Origin of the sequence: Roseovarius aquimarinus, from assembly GCF_043661195.1 — a bacterium.
In the GTDB taxonomy this organism is placed as follows: Bacteria; Pseudomonadota; Alphaproteobacteria; order Rhodobacterales; family Rhodobacteraceae; genus Roseovarius; species Roseovarius aquimarinus.
On the sequence record NZ_JBIHMM010000001.1, the window covers coordinates 227,356 to 240,159 of the forward strand.

At 67.1% G+C, this 12,804-nt stretch carries 9 protein-coding genes; 6 read left to right on the forward strand and 3 right to left on the reverse strand.

From position 1 onward, the window contains the following. The first annotated feature begins 32 nt into the window (after positions 1-32). Positions 33-299 (forward strand): hypothetical protein, encoded by a 267-nt coding sequence (locus ACGRVM_RS01130; RefSeq protein ID WP_377169537.1) that lies wholly within the window; start codon positions 33-35, stop codon positions 297-299. A gap of 45 nt (positions 300-344) precedes the next feature. On the opposite strand, the gene ACGRVM_RS01135 is transcribed toward ACGRVM_RS01130, so the two are convergent. After that, on the reverse strand, positions 345-1,577 hold the full coding sequence (locus ACGRVM_RS01135; RefSeq protein ID WP_377169535.1) for a glycerophosphodiester phosphodiesterase family protein: 1,233 nt from the start codon (positions 1,575-1,577) through the stop codon (positions 345-347). A gap of 560 nt (positions 1,578-2,137) precedes the next feature. Between ACGRVM_RS01135 and ACGRVM_RS01140 the strand changes: the two genes are divergently transcribed. Further along, positions 2,138-4,882, forward strand: coding sequence for an Rne/Rng family ribonuclease (locus ACGRVM_RS01140; RefSeq protein ID WP_377169533.1), 2,745 nt, complete (start codon positions 2,138-2,140; stop codon positions 4,880-4,882). Between the two features lie 122 nt (positions 4,883-5,004). On the opposite strand, the gene ACGRVM_RS01145 is transcribed toward ACGRVM_RS01140, so the two are convergent. Beyond that, on the reverse strand, positions 5,005-5,226 hold the full coding sequence (locus ACGRVM_RS01145) for a sulfurtransferase TusA family protein (protein ID WP_377169531.1): 222 nt from the start codon (positions 5,224-5,226) through the stop codon (positions 5,005-5,007). Positions 5,227-5,319: 93 nt separating this feature from the next. Here ACGRVM_RS01145 and ACGRVM_RS01150 point away from each other — a divergent pair, with 93 nt between their 5' ends. The 3 genes from ACGRVM_RS01150 (at position 5,320) to ACGRVM_RS01160 (ending at position 8,818) form a co-directional block, all read left to right on the forward strand. Continuing rightward, complete coding sequence (locus ACGRVM_RS01150) at positions 5,320-6,075, forward strand: cytochrome c biogenesis CcdA family protein (RefSeq protein WP_377169529.1); 756 nt, start codon at positions 5,320-5,322, stop codon at positions 6,073-6,075. Positions 6,076-6,149: 74 nt separating this feature from the next. Next, positions 6,150-7,454 (forward strand): hypothetical protein, encoded by a 1,305-nt coding sequence (locus tag ACGRVM_RS01155; protein ID WP_377169527.1) that lies wholly within the window; start codon positions 6,150-6,152, stop codon positions 7,452-7,454. Further along, the gene (locus ACGRVM_RS01160) at positions 7,451-8,818 is read left to right on the forward strand and encodes a cytochrome P450 (RefSeq protein WP_377169525.1); all 1,368 of its coding nucleotides are present in this window, start codon (positions 7,451-7,453) and stop codon (positions 8,816-8,818) included. The genes ACGRVM_RS01155 and ACGRVM_RS01160 overlap by 4 nt, the downstream gene beginning before the upstream one ends. A 25-nt stretch (positions 8,819-8,843) precedes the next feature. Here ACGRVM_RS01160 and ACGRVM_RS01165 read toward each other — a convergent pair whose 3' ends face one another. Continuing rightward, positions 8,844-11,246 (reverse strand): GcvT family protein, encoded by a 2,403-nt coding sequence (locus ACGRVM_RS01165; protein ID WP_377169523.1) that lies wholly within the window; start codon positions 11,244-11,246, stop codon positions 8,844-8,846. 173 nt (positions 11,247-11,419) lie between these two features. Here ACGRVM_RS01165 and ACGRVM_RS01170 point away from each other — a divergent pair, with 173 nt between their 5' ends. Further along, complete coding sequence (locus ACGRVM_RS01170) at positions 11,420-12,757, forward strand: DUF2254 domain-containing protein (RefSeq protein ID WP_377170055.1); 1,338 nt, start codon at positions 11,420-11,422, stop codon at positions 12,755-12,757. The last annotated feature ends 47 nt before the right edge of the window (positions 12,758-12,804 follow it).

Genomic DNA, 12,804 nt, shown 5'->3' on the forward strand with positions numbered 1-12,804 from the left:
TGGCCGCGCCTCTTTTCGAGGTGGGCCAGATCATGTCGGCATGTCTTGAACGCATCCGCCCCGTGCTGCGGCTCGCCGCGCTTCTGACGCTGGCGGGCGGGGCAGCCCTCGCGCAGGACTGCGGATGCAACCCGCTCCCCGCCGAGGGGATTTACGGCAAGGCCGAGCCGGTGACGCTCAGCCATGTGGGCGGCCGCGCCGAGGCCTGCCCCACGCAGCTTCGCCTGCGGGCCAAACGTGTGGATGCGCCCGATATGAATGTCATCCTCACCGAATGGCTGGGCGCCAATTGCGAGTGAGGCGCGCGGGCCGAGATCCGCGCCGCGCGCCTCGCCAAGGTTCGATTATTCGAGGTCCATGCAGCTTGCGTAGAAGGTCGTCGTCGCGGGCCAATCCGAGAAGATGCCGACCACGCCCACATCCTGCGCGAGGACATCGACCATCGTCAGGTAATCGGCATCCGAGCGGGTGATGTCCGCGACCGACTGGAAATACCAGCCGCCGCCCGAAGCCAGCGGTCCGGACCGCTCGAGCGACCACGCGATTATCTTGAGACCCGCCGCCTTCGCTTCTTCGGCATAGACGGAGGGCGCCATCTTGCCGTCCTTCTCGGTCACCAGCATCCAGAGCGGCGGCGCGATGTAGCGCACGCCCATATCCGCCAGCTCCTGCATCGTCGGCTTGAAGGTCGCGGCATCCATCGGATCGATCAGCCCCTCATCCTCGTCCGACGCCTCGTAGCGGTCGTCGAGATAGACCGCCTGCGCGCCGAACTCGGGCTCGTTCTCGATCCAGTACTTGATATCGTCGAGGTTGAAGGATTGCGCCCAGACGTCGGAGGCGGGCACGCCGGACGCCTTGTACTCGTCGATCATCTTCTGCGCGTAATCTTCCTGGGTAAAGCCGTCATAGGGCATCTCGACGGAGGGCGCCTTGAGCTCGGGCGTGAACTTGCCGCCGAGCGACTTGATGAGCTCGATGGATTCGGCATGCGTCATGAGCGTGCCGCGCGTGGCGTAGAGGTCGGTGCGCCAGGGCGCGGTGCCGTTCATGTAGCCCGCGACATCGGTGGCGGACGTGTCCGCCGCGTCCATCTTGCCGTTGAGCGTGCGGAACTCGGCGAGCGTCAGATCGGAGGTGCGGCACTCGGCGCTGGCCTTGGTCTCGCCGCTCGCGGGGGAGAAGGGCGCGGTGCATTTGGCCGCGAGATCGCTCGCCAGAATGTCGGTCGTGGTGTGCAGATCGTTCTGCGCGTGGCGGCAGACCAGTTCCTTGTCCGCCGTGAAGGTGACATCGCATTCGATGATGCCCGCGCCGGTCCGGGCGGCGGCGCGATAGCTTTCGGCGGTATGCTCGGGGAACATCAGCGCTGCGCCGCGATGCCCGATCGAGAAGAGCGTCGCGCGCGGCTCGGCGGTGCAGGACGACAGCCGGTCCTTCAGCGCGCCCTCGGGCAGCAGATCGACGAGATAGGCCGGACGCGGCCCCAGCTCGATCATGGGCGGCTCGGCGGCGGCGGTCGCGCCCGGCAGGGCCATCAGAGCGCCGAGCGCGGTAAGTGTGAGGGTCTTGGACATTGAATTCCCTTTCGATCGATGTCGGCCGAGCGGTAGCGGGTTTCGATGGCAGGCAGGCGACGGATGCGCAAAACTTATGTGACAGCGCCTCTCGCGCCGCGCCGCGGGCGCTCATTAGTGGGTCACTGGCGCCCCGAGGGGCCAGGTTTCCTTGCTCCGCGCAGGGCGCGAGGCATTTTGCCCATTGTCATTGAACCCCTTGGCGCTTTAGTGTGACTAAGCGGGAATGCGCCGCAAATCGCGCGCTCCGCTTGAGTTTCGCTGCGCCGGACAAGTGCCCAGGCATCCAAGCCCGCCTGTCCGCGCGGACCGATCAGGCCCTTCGAAAGAGGGGCCGCACAAACGCCGGGCCGCCTTTCGGGAACGCTTCGGATATATCATGGGCGCCCCACAAGGCGCCGGAGAAGAAACGCGATGACGCGCGCATTACAGGATGACACTCCGCCGCGGGGCCGACACGGCACCCGCGCCAGCGCGCCTGACTTCGCCACAATAAGACATCCCCGGCACGACGCCGCCCCACCCGGGCAGGTGCGCGTGCGCGGATGCGAACGGAAAACATGGCCAAGAAAATGCTTATCGATGCCACCCACGCCGAGGAGACTCGCGTCGTGGTGGTTGATGGAAACAAAGTCGAAGAATTCGATTTCGAGTCCGAAAACAAACGGCAACTCGCCGGAAACATCTATCTCGCAAAGGTAACCCGGGTCGAGCCGTCGCTTCAGGCGGCCTTCATCGACTACGGCGGAAACCGGCACGGCTTCCTCGCCTTTTCGGAGATCCATCCCGATTACTACCAGATCCCCGTCGCCGACCGCGAGGCGCTGATGGAGGAAGAGCGCGCCCATGCCGAGGCGCAGGCCGCCGAGGAAGAAGAGCGCGCCAAGCCCAAGAGCCGCTCGCGCGGCGGGCGCAGCCGCTCGAGGGCGGCGCGTTCGGACGAGGGCGATGCGGTCACCAGCGGCGAGATCGCCGGGATGGAGACGATCGACTTCGACGAGGATGACGAAGGCTCCTCGCCGATGGAGCGCGTGGGCGAGACGCCGGTGGAAGAGCCGAACGGCGACGACGGGGGCGCGAGCGATGCGGGCGAGACCGGCGACGAGGGCGAGGACAAGCCCAAGCCGCGCCGTTCGCGCTCCCGCTCGCGCCGGAGTGGCTCGAGGGATGAAGACGAGGGCGAGGACGACGCCGCCGATGCTGCCGACAAGGATGACGGCATCGAGACCGTCGCCGACGAGGACAGCCACGACGACATCCGCCCGCCGCGCAAGCCGCGTCCGCGCAAATACAAGATCCAGGAAGTCATCAAGGTCCGCCAGATCCTGCTCGTGCAGGTCGTCAAGGAAGAGCGCGGCAACAAGGGCGCGGCGCTGACCACGTATCTCAGCCTCGCGGGCCGCTATTGCGTGCTCATGCCCAACACCGCGCGCGGCGGCGGCATCAGCCGCAAGATCACCAACGCCGCCGACCGCAAGAAGCTCAAGGAAATCGCGACCGAGATCGACGTGCCGCGCGGCGCGGGCCTCATCGTGCGCACGGCGGGCGCCAAGCGCACCAAGCCCGAGATCAAGCGCGACTACGAGTATCTCCAGCGCATGTGGGAGCAGATCCGCGAGCTGACGCTGAAATCCATCGCGCCGGCCAAGATCTACGAGGAGGGCGACCTCATCAAACGCTCGATCCGCGATCTCTACAATCGCGATATCGACGAGGTTCTGGTCGAGGGCGATCGCGGCTACCGCATCGCCAAGGACTTCATGAAGATGATCATGCCGTCCCACGCCAAGAACGTGAAGCATTACGTCGACACGATGCCGCTCTTCGCGCGCTTCCAGGTCGAGAGCTATCTCAACTCGATGTTCAACCCGACGGTTCAGCTCAAATCGGGCGGCTACATCGTGATCGGCGTCACCGAGGCGCTCGTCGCCATCGACGTCAACTCGGGCCGCGCCACCAAGGAAGGCTCGATCGAGGAAACGGCGCTCAAGACCAACCTCGAGGCCGCCGAGGAAGTGGCGCGCCAGCTGCGCCTGCGCGATCTTGCGGGCCTCATCGTCATCGACTTCATCGACATGGACGAGCGCAAGAACAACGCCGCCGTCGAGAAGCGCATGAAGGACAAGCTCAAGACCGACCGCGCGCGCATCCAGGTCAGCCGCATCTCGGGCTTCGGCCTGATGGAGATGAGCCGCCAGCGCCTGCGCCCCGGCATGATCGAGGCGACGACGCAGCCTTGCCCCTCGTGCCACGGCACCGGGCTCATCCGCTCGGACGACAATCTCGCGCTCAACATCCTGCGCCAGATCGAGGAAGAGGGCACCAAGGGCCGCTCGCTCGAGGTTCTGGTGCGCGCGCCCGTGGGCATCGCCAACTTCCTGATGAACCAGAAGCGCGAGCATATCGCGCAGATCGAGGTGCGTTATGGCCTCTCGGTTCGCATCGAGGGCGATCCGTCGCTGGTGAGCCCGGATTTCGCGCTCGAGAAGTTCAAGACCGCGACCCGCGCCGTGCCCGAACAGGTGATCCGCGTCGTCTCTGCCGACAGCACGCTGATGGACGATATCGACAGCGAGACCGAGGCTGATCCGGACGAGCTTCCGTCGGACGAGGATGACGAGGACGAGGGCAGCCGGCAGTCCTCGCGCCGCTCCAATGACGGCGAAAACGGCGAGGAGGGCCAGCCCAAGAAGCGCCGCCGCCGTCGCCGCCGCAGCAAATCGTCCAGATCGCGCGAAGAGGGCGAGAACGGGGCGTCCGAGAATGGCGGCACCGATCAGCAATCCGAGGCGGAGGTCGAGACGTCGGGTGCCGAAGAGGGCGGCAAGCCCCGGTCGAGCCGCAGCCGCAAGCCCGCATCGAAGCCGGCGTCGAAGGACGAAGCGGTCGAGGCGTCCGATGAGACCGCCGAGAGCGCGGGCGAAGAGGCCAAGGCCGAAGCCCAGCCCGAGGAAAAGCCCAAGCGCACCCGCAAGCCGCGCGCCAAGAAATCGGATACGCCCGAGGCCGAGGCGCAGACCGATGCGCCCGAGGCCGAGACCGCGGCGGCCGAGCCTGCCGAGGAGGCGCCCAAACCCAAGCGGACCCGCGCGCCGAGCAGCAGGAAAGCGGCTGCAAAGCCTGCCGAGACGCCTGCCGCCGTCGATGTCGCGCCCGAGGCCGCGACGCCCCCGGCGCCCGAACCCGCGCCGGCCGCCGCCGAGCCCGCGCCGACGCCCGAGCGTGAGCCCGAGCCTGCCGCCGCAGAAGCGGAGGCGGAGGAGCCAAAACCGAAGCGCAAGGGCTGGTGGTCGCTCGGCCGGTGACGCCGAACGGTCCCCGGTAAATCGAAAAAGGCGCAGCGATCCCCGCTGCGCCTTTTTTCATGCGCGATCAGAGCGTCGCACAGGCTCAGTCTTGCATGGAAACCGTGCTTAAAATGCCGCGCTCAGCCGCCCTTGCGGACGCGGTAGACACTATGCGCCGCCTCGTCTTCGATGGAGACGAGCGCATGGCCCGCCTCGGCGCAGAAATGCGGCACATCGACCGCCGCCGCCGGATCGTCGCACAGAAGCCGCACCTCGGCGCCCTCGGGCAGGGCGGAGAGGCGCTTGCGCAGCCGCAGCACGGGCAGTGGGCACAGAAGGCCGATGGCGTCGATCTCGGTCATGGCGCAAGGCCTAGCGCGGCGCCGGGGGGCTGTCCACAAACTTGTGACAAGCTGCCGCGTGACGGCGCCCGGGCGATAGGCTAAGGCAGGATCATGTTCGGAATCGAAATCATGGACGCGGGCCTTCTCCCCGCGATGATCGTGGCGCTAATCGCAGGGACGCTGTCCTTCCTCAGCCCCTGCGTGCTGCCCATCGTGCCGCCTTACCTCGCCTATATGAGCGGCGTGACCCTTCCCGATCTGACCGAGGAAGGCAGCGTGCATCGGCGCCGCGCGATCCTGCCCGCGGTCTTCTTCGTGCTGGGACTTTCGACCATCTTCATCCTGCTCGGCGCCGCGGCATCGGCGCTCGGTCTTGCGTTTTTGCAATATCAATCGACGCTCAACACCATCGCGGGCCTTTTGGTCATGGGGTTTGGTTTGCATTTTCTGGGCATCATCCGCATCGGCTTTCTCGACCGCGAGATGCGCATGGATGCGGGTGACCGGGGCGGAAGCGCGTTCGGCGCCTATATCCTCGGCCTCGCCTTCGCCTTCGGCTGGACGCCCTGCATCGGCCCGCAGCTCGGCGCGATCCTCAGCCTCGCGGCCAGCGAGGCGTCGGTGGCCAAGGGCACGGCGCTTCTGTCGGTCTACGCCATCGGCCTCGGCCTGCCCTTCATCCTCGTTGCCGCGTTCCTGCCGCGCCTCACGGGCGTGATGGGCTGGGTCAAGCGGCACATGACGCGGATCGAGCGGATCATGGGCCTTCTTCTGTGGACCATCGGCCTCATGATGCTGACGGGCGGCTTCTCGGCCTTCGCCTTCTGGCTGCTCGAGACCTTCCCGGCGCTCGCGGTTCTGGGCTAGGGCGCTTCGGCCTTACTCTTGCCCCGATCATCGCCTAGCATGCGCGGGCAGAAGAGGACCCGGACGGCCCGCGCATGAGCAAGACCCATTCCACTGACGCTGGCAGCGCCGCGCCGCGCGTGGCGCGGCGGCATGTCTTCTACATTCCCGGCTATGATCCGATCCATCCGCGCCGCTACCGCGAGCTTTATCGCAAGGAAGGCGCCGATCAGGCCGCTATTTCGGGCTATGAGCTGAGCCTCGCCGCGCGGCCCGCTGAGGCCGGCGGGCGTTATGGCTGGAGCGTGACGGGCGAGATGGAGGGTGGGCGCGTCGCCGCGCGCATCGACGTGCTTGTCTGGTCCGACATCGTGCGCCGCTCGATGAGCCACACGATCCCGGCGACCTATCTCCAGCTCGTCCGCACCGCCTGGGCCTATATCGGCAGCGGCGCGCTCTGGCGTCTCATGCGGCTGCGCAAGGGGCCGGTGATCGCGGCGCTCTACCCGGTGGGATTTCTGCTTTTGCAACTCGCGCTGGCACTGCTCTTGGGCCACTGGGCGGGCAGGGGACTCGCGCTCCTTGCGGCGCAGGTGCCGCTCGGCGCGGAAGGAACGATACTGGCGGCGCGGATGATGCTCGAAAGCGCGGTGCATCTCGTGACGCTCTGCGTGGTCGCCTGGGCTGTGCTGCGCTGGTTCAAGGCGCGGGACGGCAAGTTCTTCGCCTATTATCTCATGCATGATTATGCCTATTCGGCCCGCCATGGCGGCGCCAATCCGCCCGCGCTCGAGGCGCGAATGGCCGAATTCGGAAAGGAGATCGCCGCCGCCCTCACGGGCGACGTGGACGAGGTGCTGATCGTCGGCCATTCCTCGGGAGCGCATCTGGCCGTGTCGATCCTCGCCGATCTCATCCGCGCGGGGCGCGTGCCGGAGCATGGCCCCGCGCTCTCGTTCCTGTCGCTCGGTCAGGTGGTTCCGATGGTGTCCTTCCTGCCCGGCGCACACCGGCTGCGCGCCGATCTTGCGTATCTGAGCACGTCGCGCGCATTGACCTGGGTGGACGTGACCGCCCCCGGCGATGGCTGCGCCTTCGCCCTGTGCGATCCGGTGGCCGTCTCGGGCGTCGCGCCGCCGCGCCGCCGCTGGCCTCTGGTCCTCTCGGCGGCCTTCACCCAGACGCTCAGCCCGATGCGCTGGCGCGAGCTGCGCTGGAAGTTCTTTCGCCTGCATTTCCAGTATCTCTGCGCGTTCGACCGACCCGGTGATTACGATTATTTCCGCATCACGGCGGGCCCGCTCACGCTCGGCGCGCGCTATGCGGGCCGCGCGCCTTCGGCCAGCCGGATCGAGACGCCCGTGAACAAGTTCACCTCGCAATCCCCTGCCGCCGCATGAGCCTTCCGCCGAAACCGCCCTCGCGGCCCGATCGCGTCTCGCTCTGGCGCTACCTGCGGCTCTTTCGCGCCGATCTTCTCTCGGCCCAGCCCGCGCGCCTCTACCGCGCTTGGATGGCCGAATTCCGCACGCCCTTCTTTCGCTCGTATCTGTGCAACCAGCCGGACCTCGTCGAGCTTGTCCTGAAGGGCCGACCGGACGATTTTCCGAAATCGAACCGTGTGCGCGAGGGGCTGACGCCGCTTCTGGGCAATTCGGTCTTCGTCACGAACGGCGACGTCTGGAAGCGCCAGCGCCGCATCATCGATCCGGCCTTCGAGGGCGGGCGGCTGCGCGACGTCTTTCCGGCGATGCGCGACGCGGGCGAAAGCGCGGTGCGGCGCCTCGCCGCGCTGGCCGACGGAACGCCCCACGATCTCGAGGCCGAGGCGAGCCACGCCGCCGCCGACGTCATCTTCCGCACGCTCTTCTCGATTCCCATCGAGAATGCAGTGGCGGCGCAGGTCTTCGAGGCGTTCCGCGCGCATCAGCGCACGCAGCCTGTGGTGAACCTCGCCGCGCTCATTCCGCTGCCGAAATGGATGCCCCGCCCGCATCGGCGCGCGACGCGGCAGACGGCGCAGACGATCCGCGGCCTCATCCGGCAGCTCACCGCCGAGCGCATGAGCGCCATCGAGGCAGGAGATGCGCCCGAGGATCTCGCCACCAAGATCATGACGACCGCCGATCCCCGGACCGGCGCGCGGTTCGATACCGAGGAGATGGTCGATCAGGTGGCGATCTTCTTTCTCGCCGGGCACGAGACGAGCGCCTCGGCGCTCGGCTGGGCGCTCTATCTTCTGGCGCTTTACTCTGATTGGCAGGAGAAGGTGGCCGCCGAGGCCGAGGCGGCCTTCGGCGGCGGTGCGCCCGACTTCTCGCAGATGTCGAAGCTGGCCCTCACCCGCGACGTCTTTCGCGAGACGCTGCGGCTCTACCCCCCGGTGCCGATGATGGTGCGCGAGGCGCGCTGCCCCGAGACGTTCCGGAACCGCAGCATATCGCCCGGCAGCCAGATCGTGCTGAGCCCCTGGCACCTGCACCGGCACGAGCGCATCTGGGACGCGCCCGACGCCTTCCGGCCCGAGCGTTACGGCACGGACGAGGGCCGCAAATGCCTGCGCGAGGCGTTCATTCCCTTCTCGGCGGGTCAGCGGGTCTGCCCCGGCGCGGGCTTTGCGATGATCGAGGGGGTTTTGCTCCTCGCCATGCTCGTGCGCGCCTTCCGCTTCGAGACGGTGCCGGAGCGTCCCGCGATGCCCGCAGCGCATCTGACGGTGCGCGGCAAGGACGGCATCTGGCTCAGGATCACGCCGCGCGCTTAGGGCCGCGAGCGTCTGGCGATTGCCGTCAGCCCCGCATCCGCGCGCCGTCCGCATCGAAAAGCGGCTCGGTGAGGCGCGCCGCGTCGCGCATCTCCCCGAGGATTTCGATCTGCGCCTTGGCGTCCTCCAGTCCACGCGGGATCAGCCCCAGCGCGATGGATTTGCCCGCATGGTGCGCATAGCCGCCAGACGTCACGAACCCCTTCACCGCACCGTCGAGCCAGATCGGCTCGTAGCCATGCGCGTCCGCATCGTCCGCATCGACCTCATAGGCGACGAGCTGGCGCGCGGCGCCCTTGGCCCTCTCGGCCTCCGCCGCGCCGCGCCCGATGAAATCGGCCTCCTTCGACCAGGCGATGAACCGGTCCATCCCCGTCTCGCCCGGCGTATAGTCGGGCGAGAATTCAGCGCCCCATGAGCCGAAGAACTTGTCGAGCCGCAGCGACATCATCGCGCGCATGCCGAAGGGGCGCATGAAATGCGGCGCGCCCGCCTCGGTCAGCGTGCGCCAGAGCGCCCGCTGCGCCATCGGGTCGCAATAGATCTCATAGCCCAGATCGCCCGTGTAGCTGACGCGCTGGACGAGGCAGTCGGCCATGCCGATGCTGGCGTGGCGCAGGTCCATGAAGCGCATGTCGCCCAAGACGGCGCCGCCGCAGGCCACCAGCACCTCGCGCGCCTTCGGTCCCGCGATCTGAAAGCCGGTCAGCCGGTCGCTGACATTCTCCAGATGCACGCCGTCCTGCCCATGCGCTAGGAACCAGCGCATATGCATCGCCTGCGCGCCGTAGGATGCGGTGAGCTGAAACGCCGTGTCCGAGAGGCACGAGACGGTGAAATCGCCCAGAAGGCGCCCGGCGGGCGAGAGCATCGGCGTGAGGCTCATCCGGCCCGGCTGAGGGATGCGGCCCGCCATGATACGATCGAGCCATGCGCGCGCCTGAGGCCCCGTCACGAGATACTTGCCGAAGTTCTGCACTTCGTTGATCCCGACGCTTTCGCGCACGGCGGCCACCTCGCGCGCGGTCGCCTCGAAGGCGTTCGAGCGCCGGAAACTCGGGGTCTCGTATCGCGGCTCGTCGCCCGATGCGAAGTAATTGGCCACCTCCAGCCCGTATTGCGCGCCCCAGACGGCGCCCAGATCGTCGAAGATCTCGTACATGGGCGTCTGGCGGCAGGGACGGGCGGCGGGCAGCTCCTCGTTCGGATAGCTGACGGAAAAACGCTTCTGATAGTTCTCGATCACCTTGGGGCGGGTATAGCCGGGCGTGATCCAGTCGCCGAAGCGGGCGACGTCCATCGCGCTCACGTCGCGCTCGCATTCCCCCGCCGTCATCCACTGTGCCAGCATCAGGCCGACACCGCCGCCTTGGCTGAAGCCGGCCATGACGCCGCAGGCCGACCAGTAGCCGGGCATGCCGGGCACCGGACCGACCAGCGGATTGCCATCGGGCGCGAAGGTGAACGGGCCGTGAATGACCGATTTGACGCCCGCGCGGCCGAGGGCCGGAAAGCGGCGATAGGCGAATTCGATACTGGCTTCGATTTTGTCGAGATTATCCGGCAGCAGCTCATGCCCGAAATCCCAGGGCGTTCCGTTTACCGCCCAAGGCTGGCAGGGCTGCTCGTAAAAGCCGATGCAGAGACCGCGCCCCTCCTGCCGGAGATACGACTCCCCGGCGGGGTCCATCACATGCGGATGCTCATCGGACCGCTCGACGATCTCGGGCACATCGTCGGTCACGATGTACTGATGCTCCATTGGGTGGAGCGGCAGGTAGACGCCCGCCATCGCGCCCACCTCGCGCGCCCAGAGCCCGCCCGCGTTGACGACATGCTCGGCATGGACATTGCCCTTGTCGGTGACGACATCCCATGTGCCATCGGGGCGCTGGCGCGTCTCGCGGACCATGCAATGCGTCTCGATCGTCGCCCCGCCCATGCGCGCGGCCTTGGCATAGGCATGGGTGGTGCCCGAGGGGTCCAGATGCCCGTCGAGCGGATCGTAGAGGCCGCCGAGGATGCCGTCGATATTCGTCACCGGCGCGATCTTCGCGATCTCCTCGGGCGTCACGATATGCGTATCGAGGCCCATGTAGCGATGCTTGGCCCGCTCGGCGAGCAGCATGTCGAAGCGGTCGCGGTTGTCGGCCAGCGTGACGCCGCCCACATGGTGCAGCCCGCAGGACATGCCCGTGATCTCTTCCAGCTCCTTGTAGAGGCGGATCGTGTAGCCCTGAAGGGCGGCCATGTTGGTGTCGCCGTTCAGCGTGTGAAACCCGCCCGCCGCATGCCATGTCGAGCCGGAGGTCAGCTCGGAACGCTCGATCAGCATGACATCGGACCAGCCGAGCTTCGTCAGATGGTAAAGCACGCTGCATCCGACGACGCCGCCGCCGATGATGACGGCCCGAGCAGTGGTTTTCATGGATCTTCCCCTCCTGTTGCCGGGACCAGACTGCGGTGGCGCGCCCGCCATGCGCATGTGCGCCTGCGACATCGGCTGTCGCGATCGGCGCAGCATTCGGCCTCCTGTGGCGCAAACGGCTTGGAAACGGCGCAAATGATGGAACCGGCGGCGGTCGGGGAGTATTGGCACATATGGACAACATCCTGCTGATCCCCGCGACGCTCTGGCGCAAGGCACGCGCTCTGGCCCAAAAGCTGTGGGTGCGGGTGCTGGCCATGGGCCTTCTGTCCATCCTCTCGCTCGGCCTCACGCAGCTTGTCGAGATCTTCGTCCCCGAGCACGTCGCGGCGAGCATGTCCGGCGCGTCGGCGGACCGGCTGCTCGACATCATCGCCACGGCGATGCTGTCGGTCACGATCTTCTCGATGACGGTCATGGTGTCGGTCTATCGCAGCTCGGCCTCGCAATGGACGCCGCGCGTGCACCGCCTCATCATGAAGGATGCCGTCACGCAAAAGACGCTGGCGGCCTTCATCGGCGCCTATGTCTATTCGCTCGTCGCGATCGTCCTGCGCGAGATGGGCGTCTTCGGCGACGATCACGCGCTCGTCGTCTTCTGGCTGACGGTGCTTGTGCTGGCCTTCGTGGTTTGGTCGCTGATCCGCTGGGTGCTGCATCTTCAAACCTTCGGCAGCCTGCTGCACACGACGCGGCAGGTGGAGGGGATCACCAAGGAGCGCTTTCAGGAGCGGCTGCGCACGCCCTGCCTCGGCGCCAATCCCTTGACGGGCGATGTGCCCGAAGCGGCATCGCCCATCGAGTCGCGTCAAAGCGGCTATATCCAGCATCTCTATCCCGAGGGGCTGAACGCCGTGGCCGACCGCTATGACGTGCATATCTACCTGCCCAAGCCCATCGGCTCCTTCGTCTTTCTGCACGAGCCGCTGGTCTGGGTCGAGGGCGAGGTGAGCGACGAGGACCGCGAGGAGTTCACGTCGCTCGTGCTGGGCCACATCAATGTCGAGGATCTGCGCGACTATGATCAGGATCCGCGCTTCGGCCTGATCGTGATGGGCGAGATCGCGTCGAAGGCGCTTTCGCCCGGCATCAACGATCCCGGCACCGCGATCGACGTCATCACCCGCGTCGGGCGGATCCTCTCGAGCTATTCGGGCCACGACACGCGCTGCAAGGCGCATGACGATGGCGAAGAGGACGAGAGCGCCGAAGGCTCCGGTCCCGAGCTCGAGCGGCTCTGGGTGCCGCCGCTCGATCCGGCCGAGCTCCTGGAAGACGGGTTCGGCGCGCTCATGCGCGACGGCGCGCAGCTCTACGAGGTCCAGCACCGGCTGCAATCCACGCTCGACGGGCTGATGCGCCACCCCGACGAGGGCCTGCGCGACGCCGCCTTCGATTTCGCCGCCCTCGCGCTGCGCCGCGCGCTGCACGACATGACCTTCGAGCCGGATCGCGAACGCCTTCTGGCCTCGGTCAGCACACGTTTGCGGCGGCATGTCGAAGGCGAGTGACAGCGGCCTTGCGGCATGATCTCCGGATGGTCCATGAGCGACGCTTC

Bases quoted from the DNA above. Each gene is read 5' to 3' on its own strand.
- ACGRVM_RS01140 (WP_377169533.1), top strand. From the start codon at position 2,138: ATGGCCAAGAAAATGCTTATCGATGCCACCCACGCCGAGGAGACTCGC.
- ACGRVM_RS01170 (WP_377170055.1), top strand. From the start codon at position 11,420: ATGGACAACATCCTGCTGATCCCCGCGACGCTCTGGCGCAAGGCACGC.
- ACGRVM_RS01130 (WP_377169537.1), top strand. From the start codon at position 33: ATGTCGGCATGTCTTGAACGCATCCGCCCCGTGCTGCGGCTCGCCGCG.
- ACGRVM_RS01160 (WP_377169525.1), top strand. From the start codon at position 7,451: ATGAGCCTTCCGCCGAAACCGCCCTCGCGGCCCGATCGCGTCTCGCTC.
- ACGRVM_RS01155 (WP_377169527.1), top strand. From the start codon at position 6,150: ATGAGCAAGACCCATTCCACTGACGCTGGCAGCGCCGCGCCGCGCGTG.
- ACGRVM_RS01145 (WP_377169531.1), bottom strand. From the start codon at position 5,226: ATGACCGAGATCGACGCCATCGGCCTTCTGTGCCCACTGCCCGTGCTG.
- ACGRVM_RS01165 (WP_377169523.1), bottom strand. From the start codon at position 11,246: ATGAAAACCACTGCTCGGGCCGTCATCATCGGCGGCGGCGTCGTCGGA.
- ACGRVM_RS01150 (WP_377169529.1), top strand. From the start codon at position 5,320: ATGTTCGGAATCGAAATCATGGACGCGGGCCTTCTCCCCGCGATGATC.
- ACGRVM_RS01135 (WP_377169535.1), bottom strand. From the start codon at position 1,577: ATGTCCAAGACCCTCACACTTACCGCGCTCGGCGCTCTGATGGCCCTG.